We start from the raw sequence: 17,282 nt of genomic DNA, 5'->3' as shown, positions 1-17,282 counted from the left end.
AGGGACGTCTTTCGGGAAAATACTATGGAAAAATGAATGAGAAAGAGTGATGATATGAAAAAGATGCCCCGCATCATGTTTGTTGTTCTCTTATCCTTAAGTTTTCTATACAGTTTTCCAGCCGAGGCAGCAAAGCCGTTTAAGGTGCCATCGTCTGTCGCCAGTATCTCAAAGGAAAATACGTATCCAAATGCGTCACAGGATCAACCGCTGCTCCAGCCGAGCGAGCTGACGGCCGAATTATTTAAAACAACAAGTGTACCAATTGAAAATACACATTTGATTAAAATGCTGAATGAATCCAGTATCTCAGGTACACCGCTAGCAGTTGGCTACAGAGCAACGATTTTTCTTGGAAGATGGGCACTTAGCTATGATTCAAACGAAACCGTCGCCAATTGGGAATACAAAAAAGTGAACACGAATCACATTGATAATAGAGGCGGAAACAAAACAGCCATCGGCAAATATGTGCAAAAGCAACAAGTAAAAGTAAGTGGAGGGCTCACAGCAAAAGTACCAAACCCAGAAGATGTGAAAACATTGATGATGCAAAAAGCCATCCAAAAAACAAAACTTCCGCTCGCCTTCGACACAGTGATTGGTGCAGGAACAAAGCGAGATCAGTCCTACCACGTATCTCCGAAAAAAGCAGCATCGCTTCATGCCTATGCACCAGCGATTAATGAAAAAGGAAAGGTCACATACGGAGAAGTGTATCTTGTGCTCAAGGGAAATAAACGCAAACTTGTCGTGAAAAATGTGACCTCACAAGGAATCGGCGCTTGGATTCCTGTTCAGGATCACCTGACGTTTGGGTTTCAAGGGATGAATTAAAAACAGTCATCTCCTCTTACCAAGGGGAGATGACTGTTTTTTGATTAAGATGTCCTATCTTTTTTCTTTTTCATTTCATGAATGTAAAAATCAAAGGCGTTATATAAAACCCATACAAAGAAAAGAAAGAGAAAGACTTTAGTGAATATCGTCAAGTTGTTGAAAATTAAGCATAGGCCAATAAAAGGGAGGATCATAAAGCCATAATACGAAAACCACCATGTTTTAAAAATGAAACTCAGCTCCTTGGTTATTTGTGGAAACGACTCTTTCTTCATATTACATGGTCTTGAGTAGAACGTAAACCTTACCTAGACAATAAAAAAGCCAACGCAGAAGTTGAATGAACCCAACAACTACGATGGCTTAGCTGATTATTCCCCTAAATCCACATTATGATAAACTTGCTGCACGTCTTCAAGCTCTTCTAATACATCGATTAGTTTCTCGAATTGTGCTTTCGATTCATCATCTAATGTCACTTCGTTTTGAGGCAGCATTGTGATTTCAGCGACAGTAAATTCTTCTACGCCTGCCTGTTTGAACGCTTCTTGAACTTGATGGAATTGATCTGGTTCAGCGTAGACGATCACCGTATCATCTTCTTCCATAATGTCACGTACATCAATGTCTGCTTCCATTAAAAGTTCAAGCGTTTCTTCTTCACTTTTCCCCTCGACACCGATCACCGCTGTTTGGTCAAACATGTAAGCAACAGATCCACTGACGCCCATATTTCCGCCGTTTTTCCCAAATGCTGCACGAACATCAGACGCTGTGCGGTTGACGTTATTGGTCAGGGCATCAACAATCACCATAGATCCGTTTGGACCAAATCCTTCGTAACGCAGCTCATCGAAGTTCTCTTCTGCGCCGCCTTTGGCTTTTTCAATCGCACGGTCCACAATGTGTTTTGGGACACTATATGTTTTTGCACGTTCTAGGACAAAACGAAGTGCTTGGTTTGATTCTGGATTTGGCTCACCTTGCTTGGCAGCCACATAGATTTCACGCCCGAATTTTGCGTAAATACGACTTGTATTGGCATCCTTTGATGCTTTCTTTTCTTTAATGTTGTTCCATTTACGACCCATCTTATTCACTCTCTTTCAATTAGTAAATACACAGTATGAGGGTCCCCATGCTGCATGAAATCAATCTGCTTTCTATTATACATGAATCAGTCAAGAGGATAGAAGTAAGAGGGCTGAAAAGAAAAGAATTCCTTAGCTGATATGTCCAAGTTGTTCAAGCGTCTTATTTTTCTCATGCGGTCTAGTCAGCTCATCACACCGAATGATTCTACCATCTAATAAAGTAAATAACGCCATCACATCTATTAGACCATGGTCTCCTGTGGACAGCTCAACATGTACAGTGTAACGAAAACACCCTTGCTGAGTCTCTTCATCAAACAACATATCATGAAAGGCGGGGATGTCGAGCTGTTTGGTCATGACTTTTAATGTGGAGAGATGCTTTTTAAATTCATCAAGGGAAGAGACCTTTCCATCAGTGACTTGCTGATAATCTGAAGAAAAATAAGTCTCCACCTTTTCTATATCTAATTGGATTAACACCTCTTGATACATTTGCTTAATAAAAAAAATCGCTTCAGTTTTTCTCAATGTAAACATCCTTTCTTTTAGTTAACCGGTGAACTATATAATATTATAATTAACTGGTTAACTAAAAACAATCAAAAAAATAACCTCATCACAAATGAGGTTATTTTGTAGGCTGTGGATAGACGAGATCCTCAAGCAATTTCACATCATGCTGATGAAGTTGTGTGATCATTTCTTTTCGCACAGCGAGGGCGGCTTCGAAGTATTTTTCATCCTCGACCATTCCTTTTACGGTGATCTCAATCCCGCGATTCAATTTATTGAGCCCCATAATGCCATGAACCTGAAAAGGTTCAATGGCGTTTTGGAATTCATCTTTTTTCAGTAAATCATGATGCGTTTGATTTAACTGATCACATGCTGTTTCTAGCGCCTTGAAAGCAATGTCAGGATTTTGGTTTGCGCTGATCAAGACTGACTCTGTGATACGCATGTAGTGCATATTGTAGTTTTGGATTTGACGAATGTCTCCGTTTGAAATGGTTAACAGCTTGCCGCTCCATTCTCTAATTTGCAGAGACCGGAGACCAATTTCTTCAATGGTTCCGTTAAAAAGATTATTGACCGTCACATAGTCACCTTTATGAATTTGCCTTTCATAAATAAGGAAGATGCCGGCTAAAATATCACGAATCAAGGTCTGAGCGCCAAAACCAATGACAATTCCAGCAACACCAGCCCCCGCAAGGATTTTCCCAAAGTCATGAAAGAATAGAGAAATCACATATAAGACAAAACATATGGAAGCTGTATACTTTGAAACCGATTTGACCAAGCTCTCAATCGTTTTTTTCTTTTTATCTTCAATGAATTCAGTTCGTTTGAAGAAAATCTGAAGCGCTTTGTTGATCATAAAGACGGCAAGCCAAAGAATGAGTCCAACAAGGAGAATTTCAATGTATTTGTTTTTGACCACTGTCAGAAATGTTTCGTCCATCTATCGGTTACCCCCTGGCTGTACGAGAAGTAAAATCAACATCTTGATAATAACTGTTTTTCACAAGAACATTCGGACCAAGGCATTGCACACTTGGGCAATGACAATTCAGTTCTTTTGCCAATTTTGTGTTCATCCAGCGTGTATAAGCTGATTGCAACGTATCGGTTTCAATATTTCCTAATGGTGGTGTATCGCCAAAGTCTGTCACAATAATATTCCCATCAAAAATATTCACATTCAACCGTGAACGGCCATCAGGGTCATTTCGTACTGTCACATTTTTCGCTTGACGCAATCGAGTCAAGAGGCGCTGGTCTTCTTCATCTGTGCTGCATGAATAAAATGGCAATGTGCCAAACAGCATCCATGTGTTCTCATCACGAACATCGAGTAACTGATGAATCGCATCCCGCATTTGTGGAAGCGACAATGATTCAAGGGCGCTGGCAAAATCACTTGGATACATCGGATGAACTTCGTGGCGCTGGCATTTCATCTCGTCCACGATTTGACGATGGATGTGTTCAATATAAGGAAGCGTACGCTTATTCAGCATCGTTTCAGCAGATACGGTTACACCCGCTTTCACAAGGGCTTGACTATTCTCAATCATGCGGTTAAACAATTTCTCGCGCTGCTCAAAGGTTGGCTTTCGGTCCATCATTGCAAAACCAACCGTAGCAAACTCTTCGACTGTTCCCCAGTTATGTGAAATGTGTAGGACATCCAAGTATGGAATAATCTCTTCATATCGAGCCAAATCAAGTGTTAAATTCGAATTAATTTGGGTACGGACGCCGCGTTCATGGGCATACTTTAATAAAGGAACGACATATTCCCGTACAGATTTCAGAGACAGCATCGGCTCTCCGCCTGTGATGCTAAGGGAACGCAAGAGCGGTACTTCATCTAAACGGCGAAGCAGTAAATCGAGTGGCAGTGCATTCGGATCTTTTGGCTGCAAAGTATAGCCAACCGCACAGTGCTCACATCTCATGTTACACAACGTCGTTGTCGTCAATTCAATATTTGTCAGCTTCATTTCTCCGTAATCCTGCACATCGAGATAGGCTTCCCAAGGGTCGAATGCAGGTGTAATCGGACGAAGTGCTGTTTTTTGGTTCATGGTATCTATCTCCTTTTCATTCGGGCAAACATAGACCCGCCAACAGTTAATTTTAAGCCCCATCACCGTTATACGCAAGAGGGGACACAATTGATTTACAAAGGAAAAAAAGATAAGCTATAAACAAATGCTAAAGGGAGTGTATCTATGGGCAAGGCAGCAGACAGCAAAGAACAGCAGGTTGATTATTTAAAGAACCGATTAGATATGTTTATGAATGTGATTGATTCATTAGATCCTGAATCCACAGACGTTGAGGATATAGACAGACTCATCCAGATGATTGACGACCTAGAAGCGAAATATGAACGATTTAAAACCGATTGGAAGGAAGAATAGCTCGCGCTGATGCGAGCTTTTTTCTTTAAATTGGCAGGTCAAAAAGTGTATGAGTACCCGGTATATTCTGCACAATAGAAGAAAAACCGGGAAGTGACGTAAATGAAAAAATGCATACTGATCTGTCTATGTGTGCTTTTTGTATCGATGCCTTTTTCAAACTTAGAAGCCGTGTCCAATCAGCCGATTCATTGGGGATTTGCTAAAAGCAAAGAGCACAAGCCAGCAGATGCCGGCAAGGAACTGACGACACTCTTAAAGAAATATGATGCTTTCTATTTAGGAAATACGAAAAAGAAAGAGATTTATTTTACTTTCGACAATGGCTATGAAAATGGGTACACACCCAAAATCTTGGACGTGCTGAAAAAGCATCAAGTACCCGGCACCTTTTTTGTGACTGGGCACTTCGTAAAGGACCAGCCCAAGCTCGTCAAACGTATGGCAGAGGAAGGTCATATTATTGGCAACCATTCCTATCACCATCCAGATTTAACAACAAAGAGTACGAAAGAAATCAAAGAAGAGCTAGATCGTGTCAATGAAGCGGTATACAAAATCACAGGAAAACAAGATAACCTCTACCTTCGTCCACCGCGCGGGGTGTTCAGTGAAAGGGTACTAAAGGAAACGAAACAGCTTGGCTACCAAACCGTTTTCTGGTCAGTAGCGTTTGTAGATTGGCATATCCACCATCAAAAAGGAAAACAGTATGCGTACAATCAAATGATGAAACAGGCGCATCCGGGTGCCATTTACTTACTTCATACCGTCTCAAGGGACAATGCCGAGGCACTTGATGATGCCATCACTGCTTTAAAAAAACAAGGATATACCTTTAAAAGCTTAGACGATCTCATGCTTGAAAAAGTATGGCATCTCCCTCAGCTATAGAAAAAAGCTTGCAGACATCTGCAAGCTTCAGCGTGTAGACAAACCCTCGCATTCTTTGTCAGTCCTGCGTGCTGGTGCTCACGAATGTGACATTCGCTCCGCGCCAGTACTCGTCCTTCCTAGGGCTGCAAAGGTTTTCTATCACGCTGAAAAGAAGACAAAGGGCTAAAATAAACAACATTTTAGCCCTTTGTCAACAATCCGAAGCTTGCAGACACTGCAAGCTTTTTGACTTATCCTTCTCTTATTTTACGCTGGAACAAAAGGGGACGATGACGAGTAAAGGAGTCAATCAAGCCCTCACCGAAAATCGTGATGCTTTGCTCCCAAGGATGTCCTAGTAAACCCCAGGTCATCTCTTTTGATAAAAAGAAATAGTAATCCCCATTTGGGAGCACAGGAACTCTCCATTCTCCAAATTCATCTTTTTCAAATGAGCCATATGGTGTGATCCAATAGCATTCGTGCTGCCAATCAAGTACCTGCATATATTCGCCGGTTCCGGTGATATTCTCCTGAAAAGACAGCAGTGCCTTCTTTTCAAGGTCTTCATCCGTACTTAGGAGAGAAGGGTCCTCGAAATAAGCAGAGATATCATATGTGATGTAAGAAGATGGTGCTTGAAAACCGGGAAAGCGAGAGATGCTTGGGTTAAATTTAAACTCTTGATCAAATGTTTTCCATGCGTACTTTAGTTCTTTGTCTGTCAGTGGAATCCAGTTTTCCATAGTATCTCCCTTTCAAGCACTTCTCTCAAAAAACTATTTGAAAATCCTAAACCATCCTTTATGTTTAAACCACAAAAGCATCCCTGAGACAAGCAAACCCATGAAAATCAGTACGCCAAAATAGCCATATTTCCAGTGTAATTCAGGCATGTTATCAAAGTTCATCCCATACACCCCAACAATAAAGGTGAGTGGAATAAAAATCGTCGAGACAATGGTCAGTGTCATCATGATGGCATTCATTCGGTTGGAATTTAGTGTTTGATAGCTGTCTCGTAAATCGGCTGTCATATCACGGTTTGACTCAACGATCTCTGTTAGTTTCAATAGATGATCATAAATATCATTAAAATATGCTTGCCGGTTTGCATCGCTTTTCATCATATTCGTGTTCACAATTCGATATAAGAGGTCCCTCATCGGGATAATGGTTCTGCGCAGTTTGAGCAAATCGGATCGAATACCGAATACTTCGTTCATTAATGTACCATACGTTTTATGCCCTTCTTCATCCTCGATTTCATTGAGCCTGTCCTCAATTTGATAAATAATAGGAAAATAATCATCGACGAGCTGGTCAATCAGCATATAAGCCATATGCTCTGGACCGCTCTCTCGTGCTTTGTCAGACCCTTTGAGCTTTCGAATGACTCGATCAATGTAGGGCGCTTCCTTCAAATGAAAAGTAACGATATAGTTTTCTCCAACAAACAGGTCGACTTCTTCAGATCGAAGTGTTTTTTGATTGAGGGCATGAAGGACGAAAAATAAATACCCTTCATAAAAATCAAGCTTTGGCCGCTGTAAATAATGGAAGCAATCTTCAATCGCAAGCGGATGGAACTGAAAAAATTCCTTTAACAGTGCTGCTTCCTTTTCCGTTGGCGCATAAAAATCAATCCAATACCAGGCAATATCGGGGCTTGAAAGCTGCTGCAATGTTGCATGTTCAATCAAGTCGCCGTTTTTTGTCACTGCAAGTTTTTTCAGCATGTGCACCCCTCCAGACTTGCATTATATCATGAAGCAGCAGCGGTGAACTTATACGTTTTCACCATAAAAAAGCCGATCTCATCGCTGAGATCGGTCCAATGTGCGTGTATGATTGATGGATAAAGCGAGAATTAAGGACGACGGAAGTTGACGAAACCACCGTTACGGTCGAACCAACCTCTAAATGCCCAGTTGATGTAACCGCCATCACCTTTGTTTGTGAAAGATCCATTTTCAAATACCCAAACTCCGTACGTAATGCTTCCGTATTTAACAGTAGCAAACGTTTTAACACCGTTGAAACGAGTCTCATAGCCTTGGCTTAAGTTAAATACCATAACATTGTATTTTGCGCCAGCAGCATAGAAAGCAGACTCCATTAATCCTTTGACAAAGCCTTCACGGTTTGTGTTAGCATTTGCAGCATTAATTAATGCATTGGCAATTCCAAGTACGTCAAAGTTAATGTTAACATTTGTCGCATTTGTCGTTGCTTTACCTTCAGCAGCTTTGTTTAACACAGTTTGCTGAATAGTTGTTGAAACTGGAGCAGTTTTTTGCTCAGCAGCGTCAGCGAATACTGGTAGTGTCGAAGAAACAGCAGTGGCAAGGGCAACAGAAAGAATTGTTTTTTTCATTGGTCGGATCTCCTTTGTTTTTAAATTTTGGGTCTTCTTTTAGTAAAACGTGAAACTAGGTGAAGCCGGTTATCAATGAGGTAAATATGTTCCTGCAAGATGAAACAAATGATTGCCTAATCCGCTAATTCCTTTGTTCACCTCCTTGATATGTCATAATTATACAAATATTTTTGGAATAGAAGATATCACCCATAGGTTCTATTTCTAATTTAAGGAAAATGATCCTAAAATGTTGAAGATTGCTGTCGAATTTTAGCTGAATTCGACTAAAAATTTTCATCTATCCAAAAGGAGAATGACCATAAATAAGGAAGATATAACTGATAAATTCTTGTACTCTTTATATTTAAAAGTATTCAATATAGAGAATCATTCATGCAAAGTGAAACAATCACATCTGCGTGTGTTGACAGAAAGGAAGAGGAAAAACATGTGGGAAAAACACCTATTGGTTGAACCGCCCTATCACTTCGATCAAGTGCTGAGACGTTTGTCGAGCGATCCATTAAAGGCGGTCGATCTGGATAAAAGAGAAATCAAAGTACCGATGAGGCTGAATCATAAACCGTACATTGCAGTCGTTCAAGCGACAGGAACAAAAGAAGCACCTTCGTTCCGGGTACAGGCTAACGGGCCGGAGGAAGCCATCCTTTCTGAGGTGAAGCGGATATTTGGCATGGAGCATCAATTACATGCCGTGCATGAGCATTTTGCTCAAACAAATCTTGCGCCCATTTTTGAACGTCATATCGGAACGCCGCTTATGCTGGATTTCCATCTATATCATTGCTTGATGAAATGCATCATTCATCAACAGCTCAATCTTGCATTTGCTTATGAGCTGACGAAACGGTTTGTTCATACGTATGGTGAGCAAATCGACGGCGTTTGGTTTGACCCTTTACCGGAAACCATTGCATCACTTGAAACCGATGATTTGAGAAAACTGCAATTCAGTCAGCGAAAAGCGGAATATGTCATTGATGTCTCAAAGCGAATAGTGAGCGGCTCTCTGGATTTAGAAGAATTACACGACTTACCGGATATTGAAATTGAAGAACGTCTGCTTCCGATTAGAGGGATTGGACCTTGGACGGTTCAAAATGTCCTCATGAATGGACTTGGAAGACCAAATCTCTTTCCAATGGCAGATATCGGGATTCAAAATGCGATCAAACGTCACTTTGACCTGCCAGAAAAGCCAACAAAAGAAGAGATGGCAGTTTTAAGCAAGGAGTGGGCACCGTATTTAAGCTACGCCTCCCTTTATTTATGGAGAAGTATTGAGACAGACAAATAATTGAAAGGCATTTTCTCTCTTCGTCCAAGTCGTGATATACTATTCAGATGGAATAAAATGAGGACAACCGATAAAGGTTTAAATAGAACGGAGAGAATAAACGTGAAAGAAAAACAGCAAGGAGCCCTTCTGCAAAAGGGGCAGCAGTTCCCGCTTACCATTAAACGCCTTGGCATTAATGGGGAAGGGGTCGGTTATTTTAAAAAGCAAGTGGTCTTTGTCCCAGGTGCACTTCCAGGTGAGGAAGTAGTAGTTGAAGCAACGAATGTTCAAGCGAAATATGCAGAAGGTACGGTGAGGAAAGTCCGCAAGCGCTCAGAACATCGAGTGAAACCGCCGTGCCCAGTATACGAAGAGTGCGGAGGCTGTCAGCTTCAGCATTTGGCATACGAGCAGCAGTTAAAGGAAAAACGGGATATTGTCATTCAATCAATGGAGCGTCATACAAAGCTGTCGGTTGAAAAGATCGACATTAGACCAACAATCGGTATGGAAGATCCATGGCACTACCGGAATAAAAGTCAGTTCCAAGTCGGAAGATCACATAGTGGCGACATCATCGCAGGGCTTTATGGGCTGAATTCTCATAAACTTGTTCCGATCAAGGAATGTATCGTCCAGCATCCGAAAACGAACAAAACAACAGGCGTCGTCCGCAAAATTTTAGAGAAATTCGGCGTATCTGTCTACAACGAGCGGACAAGAAAAGGCGACGTGCGCTCGATTGTTGTGCGTGTCGGCTTTGAAACAGGTGAAGTACAAGTCGTCCTTGTCACATCAAAGCCTGAGTTTCCAAAGAAAAAAGAAATCGCCGAAGCCATTCAAAAACGTCTGCCAGAAGTGACGTCTATTATGCACAATATCAATGGCGAAAAAACGTCAGTCATCTTTGGGCATAAAACATCGCACCTAGCTGGCAACATGGTCATCCAAGAATTTTTAGGAGACGTCTCCTTTGAATTGAGTGCACGGGCTTTCTTCCAATTGAACCCGAAGCAGACATTAAAGCTTTACGACGAAGCGAAAAAAGCGGCCAAACTGACTGGCAAAGAAAAGGTCGTCGATGCGTATTGCGGCGTTGGAACAATTGGGATGTGGCTCTCAGATGGCGCAAAAGAAGTAAGAGGAATGGATGTCATCAAAGAATCAATTGATGACGCGAAGAAAAATGCCAAAAAACACGGCATGAAAAACGCGACCTATGTCACAGGAACAGCGGAACATTGGCTGCCAAAATGGGTCAAAGAAGGCTTCCGTCCTGACGTCATCGTCGTCGACCCGCCAAGAACAGGCTGCGAGCGCACCTTCTTAGACACCGTCAAACAAGTCAAACCAAAACGCTTTGTCTACGTCTCTTGCAACCCATCTACACTAGCAAAAGACCTCGAATACATGTCAAAAGACTACAAAATCGAATACATGCAGCCAGTGGATATGTTTCCGCATACGGCGCATGTGGAGTGTGTAGTGTCTTTATCTCTTAAATAAAAAGGGAATGACAGCTATGATAGACCAAAATGCATTCAAACGATTCCAACTATATATGGACCCACAGCAGACGAAATTGGTGGACCGAAAACAGCAATAGAAAAGGCAGTAACTAAATGAAAAAACCCTTCCAACAGGAGGGGTTTTACTTTAACTAACAATCTATTTTTTCCTAAGCTCTTTTTTCGTATTCTCTTCTATCATTGTACTTAGACCTCTATAATGAGACATCCATCATGAACTCTCGATTCTCAAACAAAATCATGTCTTACTCAAATATCAGTTGAATGAATTTTGGAATGAATGTCAAAAATCAAGATTCTTACAGGGAGTTATTGAATATGAGACTAAAAGAACATGAAATATAACAACTTTATATATTCGTAAGAGGCCCACCTATTATTTAATCATTAAAACTGCAAAATGATAATTGGAGGGATTATGATGAATGACAAACAGTTTTCTTCATTTATAAAACAAGCAGATGAACCTTTTGTTGGGTGGGATTTCTCATTCATATCTGAAACTGGAAGAATGAAAAGTGAGTTGCTTTCATGGTCATATGGTAGTATAGCTACTTCTCTTGTTCAAAGTGCAAAATCAATGCTGGACATGGGAACAGGTGGTGGAGAGTTTTTATCAAAATTAAGACCTTTTCCAACATCAGTTTATGCTACAGAAGGTTACTTACCTAATGTACCTGTCGCAAAAGAACGATTAACCCCTTTAGGAGTTAAGGTAGTTCAAATTTCTAATGATGAAAATTTGCCGTTTGAGACTGGAAAATTTAATCTTATCATCAATCAACATGAGTCATTTTCATCTCAAGAGGTGAGAAGAATTATCTCGAAAGAAGGTATTTTTCTAACTCAACAAGTCGGTGGACTCGATTGCATAGAGATTAATGAGAATCTAAGGGTACCAATAAATGAAGAATTTATTGATTGGAACTTAAAGCTAGCTTTAAAAGAGATACAGGAGAATCATTTTGAGGTGTTGAAAAGTGCTGAAGAGTTCCCCATTCTAAGATTTTATGATATCGGAGCATTGGTGTATTATCTAAAAGCAATTCCTTGGCAAGTGCCAGGTTTTGAAATAAGTAATTTCAAGGATGAATTATACACCATTCATAAAACCATTGAACAAAAGGGTTATTTTGACGCAAAACAACACCGATTTATGATTTTAGCTAAAGCAATTTAGTTGGAAATGGAGCCTTCGATCTATTTGAAGGCTCCAGCTTAATTCTGAACTAATGTCATTCCTGTATGCACGATACATGGCCTGAAAATGTTTCCTTTTATTATTGTCGGACTTGAAAGCATTCTAAAAAAATAGAGGAGGATAACGATGAGTCAATTTGAGATTCTGACAAAATACATACCGAAGCTTCAGGAGGATCATATCGGAGAATGGGTGATCGATCAAGAAAATGATGGAACAGCTGAACGCCCAATCCAGATGCCTTTTGTGAATTATTCAGAAACGGTCCAACGCTTTATTGAAGATGTCTATACCTTTGCAGAACAGCATCAAGAAATGGAACTTACCCACTATAGAGAAATCCTCAAAGAAAATGGCATTGAATGGGGAACGAACGATATGGAGCATGTGGACATTTCAAATTTAAATGCGCAGTGTGTACTTGCTCTCATCATGGGGGTTTTGAGAGCTGAGCGGTTTAGTGAGGGAGCCATATTCAATTTCTTTAAAAGTGGAAACATGTTGAAGTGTCTCGAAAGATTGGATTGTTTGGAGTAAGAGCGGTTTATTTCAATTATTGGAGTGATCATATGAAAAATAAAACAGATGCAGTCGATACTTTTCCTACTATGAAAATAGAAGAAATTGATCAAATTTTATTATATGATCTTGATGCAATAAAAATTGAAAAAGAAGATGAACGTATAAAATTCATTTTACAAGATCCCTATTGTCCTGATAAAAGTCATATTCACAGTGTGTATGTCATTTATAAGAAATCTATACTCAATTTACTTGAAGGTAGGATTCGTTCTATTCATAGTCATGAATTCAAGAATGCTAATAAAAAGGATCGAACGATTTCTAAAGAAGACATTGAGTATGTATTAGAGATGGCTACAGTTGTGGTTCTTGCAAGTGAAAATAATGGAGTAGTGACGAATTATTTTTATAGTGGAGACGGAAAAAGGTTAGATCGTATTTTTAATATATGCTTAGGTTATTCAACAGACTTACAAAAAGAGAATAAAGTAAGTTTGGAACGATTTATGAATGATATGAAGATTGTTGAGCAGATGGGATTGTTAGAAAAAATGTTAGGATAATGGGCAAAGCCTAGATTTTAGAGAAATCTAGGCTTTTTGCGCTTTTGAAAAATTTATTCAACTTCATCAAATGATTATGCAAATGAAAATCTTCTATTGACTTTCCCCTTTACTGAAAGGTTTATACTTTGATCAGATCAACAAATCGGAGGAGATGCAGGATGTTCAAGATCGGCGATTTTTCTATGTTAAGTAAAGTGCCTGTCAAAACCTTAAGGTATTATGACCAAATTGATTTATTAAAGCCTAAGCAGATCGATCAAGATTCGGGATACCGTTATTACTCAGCTGAGCAGCTGCTTGAGGTCAATCGAATTTTTCTCTATAAGGAATTAGGCTTTACGTTAAAGCAAATGGGGCAGCTTCTTCGTGAAGATATTTCGGTAGAGCAAATTCAGGGCATGTTTCTCTTGAAAGAGAGTGAGATTCAGCAATTGATCGAAAAAGAACAACAGAAATTAGCCCGTATTAAGGAGCGGATGCACCTCATCAAACGAGAGGGGTGTGTTGAAAAAGAACAGGAGGTCATCATCAAATCGGTTGAAAGCAAACGCATCATGTCTTTTCAATCCAACGGAACTGTTGATGAAATCCCATCATTCTTTCAAACGTTTCATCATTTGTTACATAAACACCCGCAAGAATTGAACTCAGAGCCACAAATCGTGCTGTGGAGGGAATCACTTGCTAAAGAAAGTGAGTTCGAATTTGAGGTTGGGTATTCCGCTAAAGCGTTAAGGGGCTCTCTTCCTCAGGGAATTACGATGCGCACGTTACCAGCTGAAGAAACCATGGCGACACTATTATTTCATTCACAATCCCCATTTGCACAATCTGCTTGTGTTGACCTGGCGACATGGATCGAACATAACGGATACCGCGTGAAAGATGATCAGCCGGGCCGAGAAATCTATTACCCATTGTCAGAAAATGAAGAAGGCAGACTCATTGAAATTCAAATTCCTATTAAAAATGAAATCAAATCGTAAACATGGCCCAAAGGAGAAACGTCACGATGCAAAATAAAACCGTTGTCTATTTACTTGCTTTAGCAGCTTTTTTAATCGGAACGATCGAATACATCATTACTGGCATTATTCAAATGGTCGCACATGATTTACATGTCACAACGTCTACTGCTGGCTTATTGGTCACATCTTTAGCACTTTCGGCCGCAATCGGTGCACCGATTGTCATCGCACTAACCATCAATATGGACCGCAGAAAAATATTAACATGGACGCTGATCACTTTTATTTTAAGTAACTTCATCACAAGTATCAGCCATTCGTTTGAAATGGTCATGATCACAAGAATTTTACAAGGAATCAGTGGGGGAACGGCGATTGTAGTGGCGATGGCGGTTGCAACTCGTCTTGTAGAACGGGAAAAAAGAGGAACAGCGATTGGCATCATTTTAATGGGATTAAGCAGCTCCTTGGTTTTAGGCGTTCCAATCGGGACATTTCTAAGCAGTATGATCGGATGGAAAGCATTATTCGCAGCCATTGGAGTGATCACGCTTATTCCGCTGATTGTGGTGTATAGGCGGATCCCTTCTATGAAAGAACAAGAACCGGTGACGCTTCGTATGCAATTATCGATTTTAAAAGACAAGCGTATATTACTTGCAGTGGCAGTCACGTTATTCTATGTAGGGGGATATTCCACGTTATTTACCTATTTAACGCCCTTCCTGCAAGCATCAGCAAACCTTAACATCACAGAAATCAGTGGCATTTTGTTACTAGCGGGAATATGCAGCTTTTTGGGATCAAGCCTTGGAGGGATGGCAGCAGATAAAAAAGGGCCAATCTTCACGATTTTTTCTGGCATCACTTTGCAAATCATGATGCTCATGCTACTAGCATTTGTCACAGGGAATCTCGTGGTCATGGTGGCTGTTATCATGATATGGATGATCGCTACATGGAGTACATCACCAGCTCAGCAGCTATATCTTGTAACCCTTGTTCCGAAATCTCCTGATATCGCATTAAGTGTCAATACATCATTTATTCAATTCGGATTTGCTTTAGGGTCGGGTTTAGGGGGGATTGTGTTAAACGGAACCTCTGTATTGAACCTAAGCTGGATCAGCGCTGGTACGGTTTTCCTTGCGTTACTCATGACCATTCTCATGGTGGCGTTTGACCGGTTTTCTCAACATAAGAGTTTGAAGGTGATCGAGCAAGGAAGGTAACTTAAATTCAATTTTGTATGGAAGGGACTACTTATTTTGGGTAGTTCCTTTTTGATTTGAAGAATGCACCAGTAAAGTTGTTTATTTGATACAATAGGGGGCAATATCCAAAGATTGAAGGCATTCATATATTTCTTTTAAAAACGATGAATATCAAACAAAAGCACCACTAGGCGAGGAGAGAAAATAAATGCAAATAAGCGAGGAGATCATCAATCGAAAAGGTGCTCGAAAGGGGACTGATATCCCTCATGACGTCTTGTTCCTTTTGAATCAGGGAAAAATAGAGAGTGTGAATTTAACTGAATGGCTGGCTGTCAATCATCTGACGTTATTACATCATGTGTTGCCATCAGTTGGTTTAGACCATCATTTAGACGGTTTAACATCTAAGATCACTCAACAAAAGGCTGAGTCTGGAATGAAAGCAATTCGTCTCATCGGTCAATTGTTAGATGAAGTGTTGCAGAAAGAGAATGGGGAAAAACAAACGGAAGTGCTACAGGCGTTTACTCACCACGTATCTGATAGCGTTCGCTGTTGGGCTGCTTATATGAACAAACAACGTTTATCAACTTTGGAAGAGAAATTGGCGTACATTCAGCCATTTGCAGCTGATCATCATTTTGGAGTTCGAGAAATTGCGTGGATGTCAGTGAGAGAAAGTCTAACGGATCAGCTCGATCAAAGTATAGAACATTTAACAGCATGGGCTAAAAGTAAAGATGAAAATATTCGCCGATTCTCAGTAGAAGCTATTCGCCCAAGAGGTGTTTGGACAAAGCATATTGAGTCATTAAAACAAGAGCCAATGAGGGCACAGCCAATTCTAGACTTGCTCAAATCTGATCCATCAACATATGTTCAAGATTCTGTAGGAAACTGGCTCAATGACGCTAGTAAAACACAACCAAATTGGGTCATAACCCTGTGTGAACAGTGGTTAAAAGATTCTGATACAAAAGCAACTAGCAGAATTGTCAAGAAAGCCAAAAGAACGATTGTGAAGGGGAATTTTTAAACACTAATATCAACTGATTAGACAGTCCATGAAAATGAGTAAGCAGTCAATTCAGCGGTTTGAGAATAGGACTAAACCCATAGAGGCAAGCGAAAAAGTAAAGGGGATTACTCTTTACTTTTTTCGTGTGAAAAACCAAATTCACAATAGAAAGGAAAAATATTGAAACATTTTTTCGATAAAAACGTAGTACAGATAGAGCTTTTATTAGAACCAATAGAGACGGAGAGGAGTATTGTATGGAACAAGTAGCACTGAAAAAGATGAGAACAAAACAATTGATCACATGTAATTTAATAGCTGGCATCATGATCGTGACGTTTTCAATCTTTTTTCAAATCTTACATATTCAATTAACTCATTTGTTTTTTTGTCTAGGAATTGTCATGCTCTTTCAAAGTATTTTAGGATTTTTTAAAAGGAAATCAACAAAATCTTTCATTCCCATTTTTGAGCAGGTAGCTATTTATGAAAAAGAGAAGTTAGGAAAAGAGTGGGAGAAAGAACAGAGAACAGAAAATATTTCGAGAGTAGTGTTGAGTGGTCTAATGTTTTTTCAGTCATTTAGCTTCCGAGATGTAACGAACCCATTCTTTGAAATACAACCTGCATTTCTATTTTTCTTAGTGGCTATGTTTCTAGTTATTATGAATGTAAGCATGCTTTTTCGCTTTAGAAAAATTGATCGATCTACTGAGGAACACGAATTAAAAGGGTATACAAAGGAATCAAATATGATGGGTTTGGTTTTAGGCCTTTTATCAGCTATCATCCTATTCGGCTTTATCATTATTTTCGTCCTTCCATAAGATAATCACTTAACAGATTGAGGTGA

19 protein-coding genes are annotated in these 17,282 nt (G+C 39.9%); 12 read left to right on the top strand and 7 right to left on the bottom strand.

Annotation, left to right across the window (positions count from 1 at the left end; translation table 11 throughout):
• The first annotated feature begins 54 nt into the window (after positions 1 to 54).
• Positions 55 to 837, top strand: a complete 783-nt coding sequence (locus ACRRMM_RS14405) for a YfkD famly protein (protein ID WP_017358796.1) — start codon at positions 55 to 57, stop codon at positions 835 to 837.
• A gap of 374 nt (positions 838 to 1,211) precedes the next feature.
• Here the strand turns inward: ACRRMM_RS14405 and ACRRMM_RS14400 are convergent, their stop codons facing one another.
• From ACRRMM_RS14400 to yfkAB, 4 genes are all read right to left on the bottom strand, one after another.
• Positions 1,212 to 1,931 carry a YebC/PmpR family DNA-binding transcriptional regulator gene (locus ACRRMM_RS14400; RefSeq protein WP_007496614.1) on the bottom strand — a complete coding sequence of 240 codons (720 nt, stop codon included), beginning with the start codon at positions 1,929 to 1,931 and terminating at the stop codon, positions 1,212 to 1,214.
• Between the two features lie 132 nt (positions 1,932 to 2,063).
• Positions 2,064 to 2,474, bottom strand: a complete 411-nt coding sequence (locus ACRRMM_RS14395) for a nuclear transport factor 2 family protein (RefSeq protein WP_224562626.1) — start codon at positions 2,472 to 2,474, stop codon at positions 2,064 to 2,066.
• A gap of 91 nt (positions 2,475 to 2,565) precedes the next feature.
• On the bottom strand, positions 2,566 to 3,402 hold the full coding sequence (locus ACRRMM_RS14390; RefSeq protein WP_144610621.1) for a mechanosensitive ion channel family protein: 837 nt from the start codon (positions 3,400 to 3,402) through the stop codon (positions 2,566 to 2,568).
• Between the two features lie 7 nt (positions 3,403 to 3,409).
• On the bottom strand, positions 3,410 to 4,531 hold the full coding sequence (yfkAB, locus tag ACRRMM_RS14385; protein WP_017358799.1) for a radical SAM/CxCxxxxC motif protein YfkAB: 1,122 nt from the start codon (positions 4,529 to 4,531) through the stop codon (positions 3,410 to 3,412).
• Positions 4,532 to 4,678: 147 nt separating this feature from the next.
• On the opposite strand from yfkAB, the gene ACRRMM_RS14380 reads away from it, so the two are divergent.
• Together ACRRMM_RS14380 and pdaA are read left to right on the top strand one after the other, a co-directional pair.
• Complete coding sequence (locus ACRRMM_RS14380) at positions 4,679 to 4,870, top strand: SE1561 family protein (RefSeq protein WP_003218031.1); 192 nt, start codon at positions 4,679 to 4,681, stop codon at positions 4,868 to 4,870.
• Positions 4,871 to 4,972: 102 nt separating this feature from the next.
• The gene (pdaA, locus tag ACRRMM_RS14375) at positions 4,973 to 5,764 is read left to right on the top strand and encodes a delta-lactam-biosynthetic de-N-acetylase (protein ID WP_017358800.1); all 792 of its coding nucleotides are present in this window, start codon (positions 4,973 to 4,975) and stop codon (positions 5,762 to 5,764) included.
• A 233-nt stretch (positions 5,765 to 5,997) separates the two neighbouring features.
• Here pdaA and ACRRMM_RS14370 read toward each other — a convergent pair whose 3' ends face one another.
• The 3 genes from ACRRMM_RS14370 to ACRRMM_RS14360 form a co-directional block, all read right to left on the bottom strand.
• Positions 5,998 to 6,492, bottom strand: coding sequence for a DUF2716 domain-containing protein (locus ACRRMM_RS14370; RefSeq protein ID WP_048002091.1), 495 nt, complete (start codon positions 6,490 to 6,492; stop codon positions 5,998 to 6,000).
• Positions 6,493 to 6,525: 33 nt separating this feature from the next.
• Positions 6,526 to 7,485: a magnesium/cobalt transporter CorA gene (gene corA / locus ACRRMM_RS14365; RefSeq protein ID WP_007496624.1), complete on the bottom strand. Its 960-nt coding sequence runs from the start codon at positions 7,483 to 7,485 to the stop codon at positions 6,526 to 6,528.
• A gap of 131 nt (positions 7,486 to 7,616) precedes the next feature.
• Positions 7,617 to 8,123, bottom strand: a complete 507-nt coding sequence (locus ACRRMM_RS14360; RefSeq protein WP_007496625.1) for a hypothetical protein — start codon at positions 8,121 to 8,123, stop codon at positions 7,617 to 7,619.
• 433 nt (positions 8,124 to 8,556) lie between these two features.
• Between ACRRMM_RS14360 and ACRRMM_RS14355 the strand changes: the two genes are divergently transcribed.
• From ACRRMM_RS14355 to ACRRMM_RS14315, 9 genes are all read left to right on the top strand, one after another.
• Positions 8,557 to 9,426, top strand: a complete 870-nt coding sequence (locus tag ACRRMM_RS14355) for a DNA-3-methyladenine glycosylase family protein (RefSeq protein WP_048002092.1) — start codon at positions 8,557 to 8,559, stop codon at positions 9,424 to 9,426.
• A 102-nt stretch (positions 9,427 to 9,528) separates the two neighbouring features.
• On the top strand, positions 9,529 to 10,914 hold the full coding sequence (gene rlmD / locus ACRRMM_RS14350; protein WP_375831777.1) for a 23S rRNA (uracil(1939)-C(5))-methyltransferase RlmD: 1,386 nt from the start codon (positions 9,529 to 9,531) through the stop codon (positions 10,912 to 10,914).
• A gap of 441 nt (positions 10,915 to 11,355) precedes the next feature.
• The gene (locus tag ACRRMM_RS14345; RefSeq protein WP_377837153.1) at positions 11,356 to 12,117 is read left to right on the top strand and encodes a methyltransferase domain-containing protein; all 762 of its coding nucleotides are present in this window, start codon (positions 11,356 to 11,358) and stop codon (positions 12,115 to 12,117) included.
• Positions 12,118 to 12,264: 147 nt separating this feature from the next.
• Positions 12,265 to 12,675, top strand: coding sequence for a DUF6508 domain-containing protein (locus ACRRMM_RS14340; RefSeq protein ID WP_113747774.1), 411 nt, complete (start codon positions 12,265 to 12,267; stop codon positions 12,673 to 12,675).
• A gap of 32 nt (positions 12,676 to 12,707) precedes the next feature.
• The gene (locus ACRRMM_RS14335; RefSeq protein WP_272511859.1) at positions 12,708 to 13,223 is read left to right on the top strand and encodes a hypothetical protein; all 516 of its coding nucleotides are present in this window, start codon (positions 12,708 to 12,710) and stop codon (positions 13,221 to 13,223) included.
• Between the two features lie 161 nt (positions 13,224 to 13,384).
• Positions 13,385 to 14,212 carry a MerR family transcriptional regulator gene (locus tag ACRRMM_RS14330; RefSeq protein ID WP_243173163.1) on the top strand — a complete coding sequence of 276 codons (828 nt, stop codon included), beginning with the start codon at positions 13,385 to 13,387 and terminating at the stop codon, positions 14,210 to 14,212.
• Between the two features lie 26 nt (positions 14,213 to 14,238).
• The gene (locus tag ACRRMM_RS14325; protein WP_428828828.1) at positions 14,239 to 15,426 is read left to right on the top strand and encodes an MFS transporter; all 1,188 of its coding nucleotides are present in this window, start codon (positions 14,239 to 14,241) and stop codon (positions 15,424 to 15,426) included.
• 190 nt (positions 15,427 to 15,616) lie between these two features.
• Positions 15,617 to 16,447, top strand: coding sequence for a DNA alkylation repair protein (locus tag ACRRMM_RS14320; protein WP_202734646.1), 831 nt, complete (start codon positions 15,617 to 15,619; stop codon positions 16,445 to 16,447).
• Positions 16,448 to 16,686: 239 nt separating this feature from the next.
• Positions 16,687 to 17,256, top strand: a complete 570-nt coding sequence (locus tag ACRRMM_RS14315) for a hypothetical protein (protein ID WP_017366845.1) — start codon at positions 16,687 to 16,689, stop codon at positions 17,254 to 17,256.
• Positions 17,257 to 17,282 lie beyond the last annotated feature (26 nt).

It is taken from the genome of Bacillus sp. XT-4 (assembly GCF_050864245.1).
Taxonomy (GTDB): domain Bacteria; phylum Bacillota; class Bacilli; order Bacillales; family Bacillaceae; genus Bacillus; species Bacillus altitudinis.
Note: the sequence above shows the minus strand (reverse complement) of the source record. Positions and strands in the feature narration are given on the sequence as shown.

What these genes read in the sequence shown, in the direction of transcription:
- ACRRMM_RS14405 (WP_017358796.1), top strand. Translation starts at nt 55, where the DNA reads ATGAAAAAGATGCCCCGCATCATGTTTGTTGTTCTCTTATCCTTAAGT.
- ACRRMM_RS14400 (WP_007496614.1), bottom strand. Translation starts at nt 1,931, where the DNA reads ATGGGTCGTAAATGGAACAACATTAAAGAAAAGAAAGCATCAAAGGAT.
- ACRRMM_RS14395 (WP_224562626.1), bottom strand. Translation starts at nt 2,474, where the DNA reads ATGTTTACATTGAGAAAAACTGAAGCGATTTTTTTTATTAAGCAAATG.
- ACRRMM_RS14390 (WP_144610621.1), bottom strand. Translation starts at nt 3,402, where the DNA reads ATGGACGAAACATTTCTGACAGTGGTCAAAAACAAATACATTGAAATT.
- yfkAB (WP_017358799.1), bottom strand. Translation starts at nt 4,531, where the DNA reads ATGAACCAAAAAACAGCACTTCGTCCGATTACACCTGCATTCGACCCT.
- ACRRMM_RS14380 (WP_003218031.1), top strand. Translation starts at nt 4,679, where the DNA reads ATGGGCAAGGCAGCAGACAGCAAAGAACAGCAGGTTGATTATTTAAAG.
- pdaA (WP_017358800.1), top strand. Translation starts at nt 4,973, where the DNA reads ATGAAAAAATGCATACTGATCTGTCTATGTGTGCTTTTTGTATCGATG.
- ACRRMM_RS14370 (WP_048002091.1), bottom strand. Translation starts at nt 6,492, where the DNA reads ATGGAAAACTGGATTCCACTGACAGACAAAGAACTAAAGTACGCATGG.
- corA (WP_007496624.1), bottom strand. Translation starts at nt 7,485, where the DNA reads ATGCTGAAAAAACTTGCAGTGACAAAAAACGGCGACTTGATTGAACAT.
- ACRRMM_RS14360 (WP_007496625.1), bottom strand. Translation starts at nt 8,123, where the DNA reads ATGAAAAAAACAATTCTTTCTGTTGCCCTTGCCACTGCTGTTTCTTCG.
- ACRRMM_RS14355 (WP_048002092.1), top strand. Translation starts at nt 8,557, where the DNA reads ATGTGGGAAAAACACCTATTGGTTGAACCGCCCTATCACTTCGATCAA.
- ACRRMM_RS14345 (WP_377837153.1), top strand. Translation starts at nt 11,356, where the DNA reads ATGATGAATGACAAACAGTTTTCTTCATTTATAAAACAAGCAGATGAA.
- ACRRMM_RS14340 (WP_113747774.1), top strand. Translation starts at nt 12,265, where the DNA reads ATGAGTCAATTTGAGATTCTGACAAAATACATACCGAAGCTTCAGGAG.
- ACRRMM_RS14335 (WP_272511859.1), top strand. Translation starts at nt 12,708, where the DNA reads ATGAAAAATAAAACAGATGCAGTCGATACTTTTCCTACTATGAAAATA.
- ACRRMM_RS14330 (WP_243173163.1), top strand. Translation starts at nt 13,385, where the DNA reads ATGTTCAAGATCGGCGATTTTTCTATGTTAAGTAAAGTGCCTGTCAAA.
- ACRRMM_RS14325 (WP_428828828.1), top strand. Translation starts at nt 14,239, where the DNA reads ATGCAAAATAAAACCGTTGTCTATTTACTTGCTTTAGCAGCTTTTTTA.
- ACRRMM_RS14320 (WP_202734646.1), top strand. Translation starts at nt 15,617, where the DNA reads ATGCAAATAAGCGAGGAGATCATCAATCGAAAAGGTGCTCGAAAGGGG.
- ACRRMM_RS14315 (WP_017366845.1), top strand. Translation starts at nt 16,687, where the DNA reads ATGGAACAAGTAGCACTGAAAAAGATGAGAACAAAACAATTGATCACA.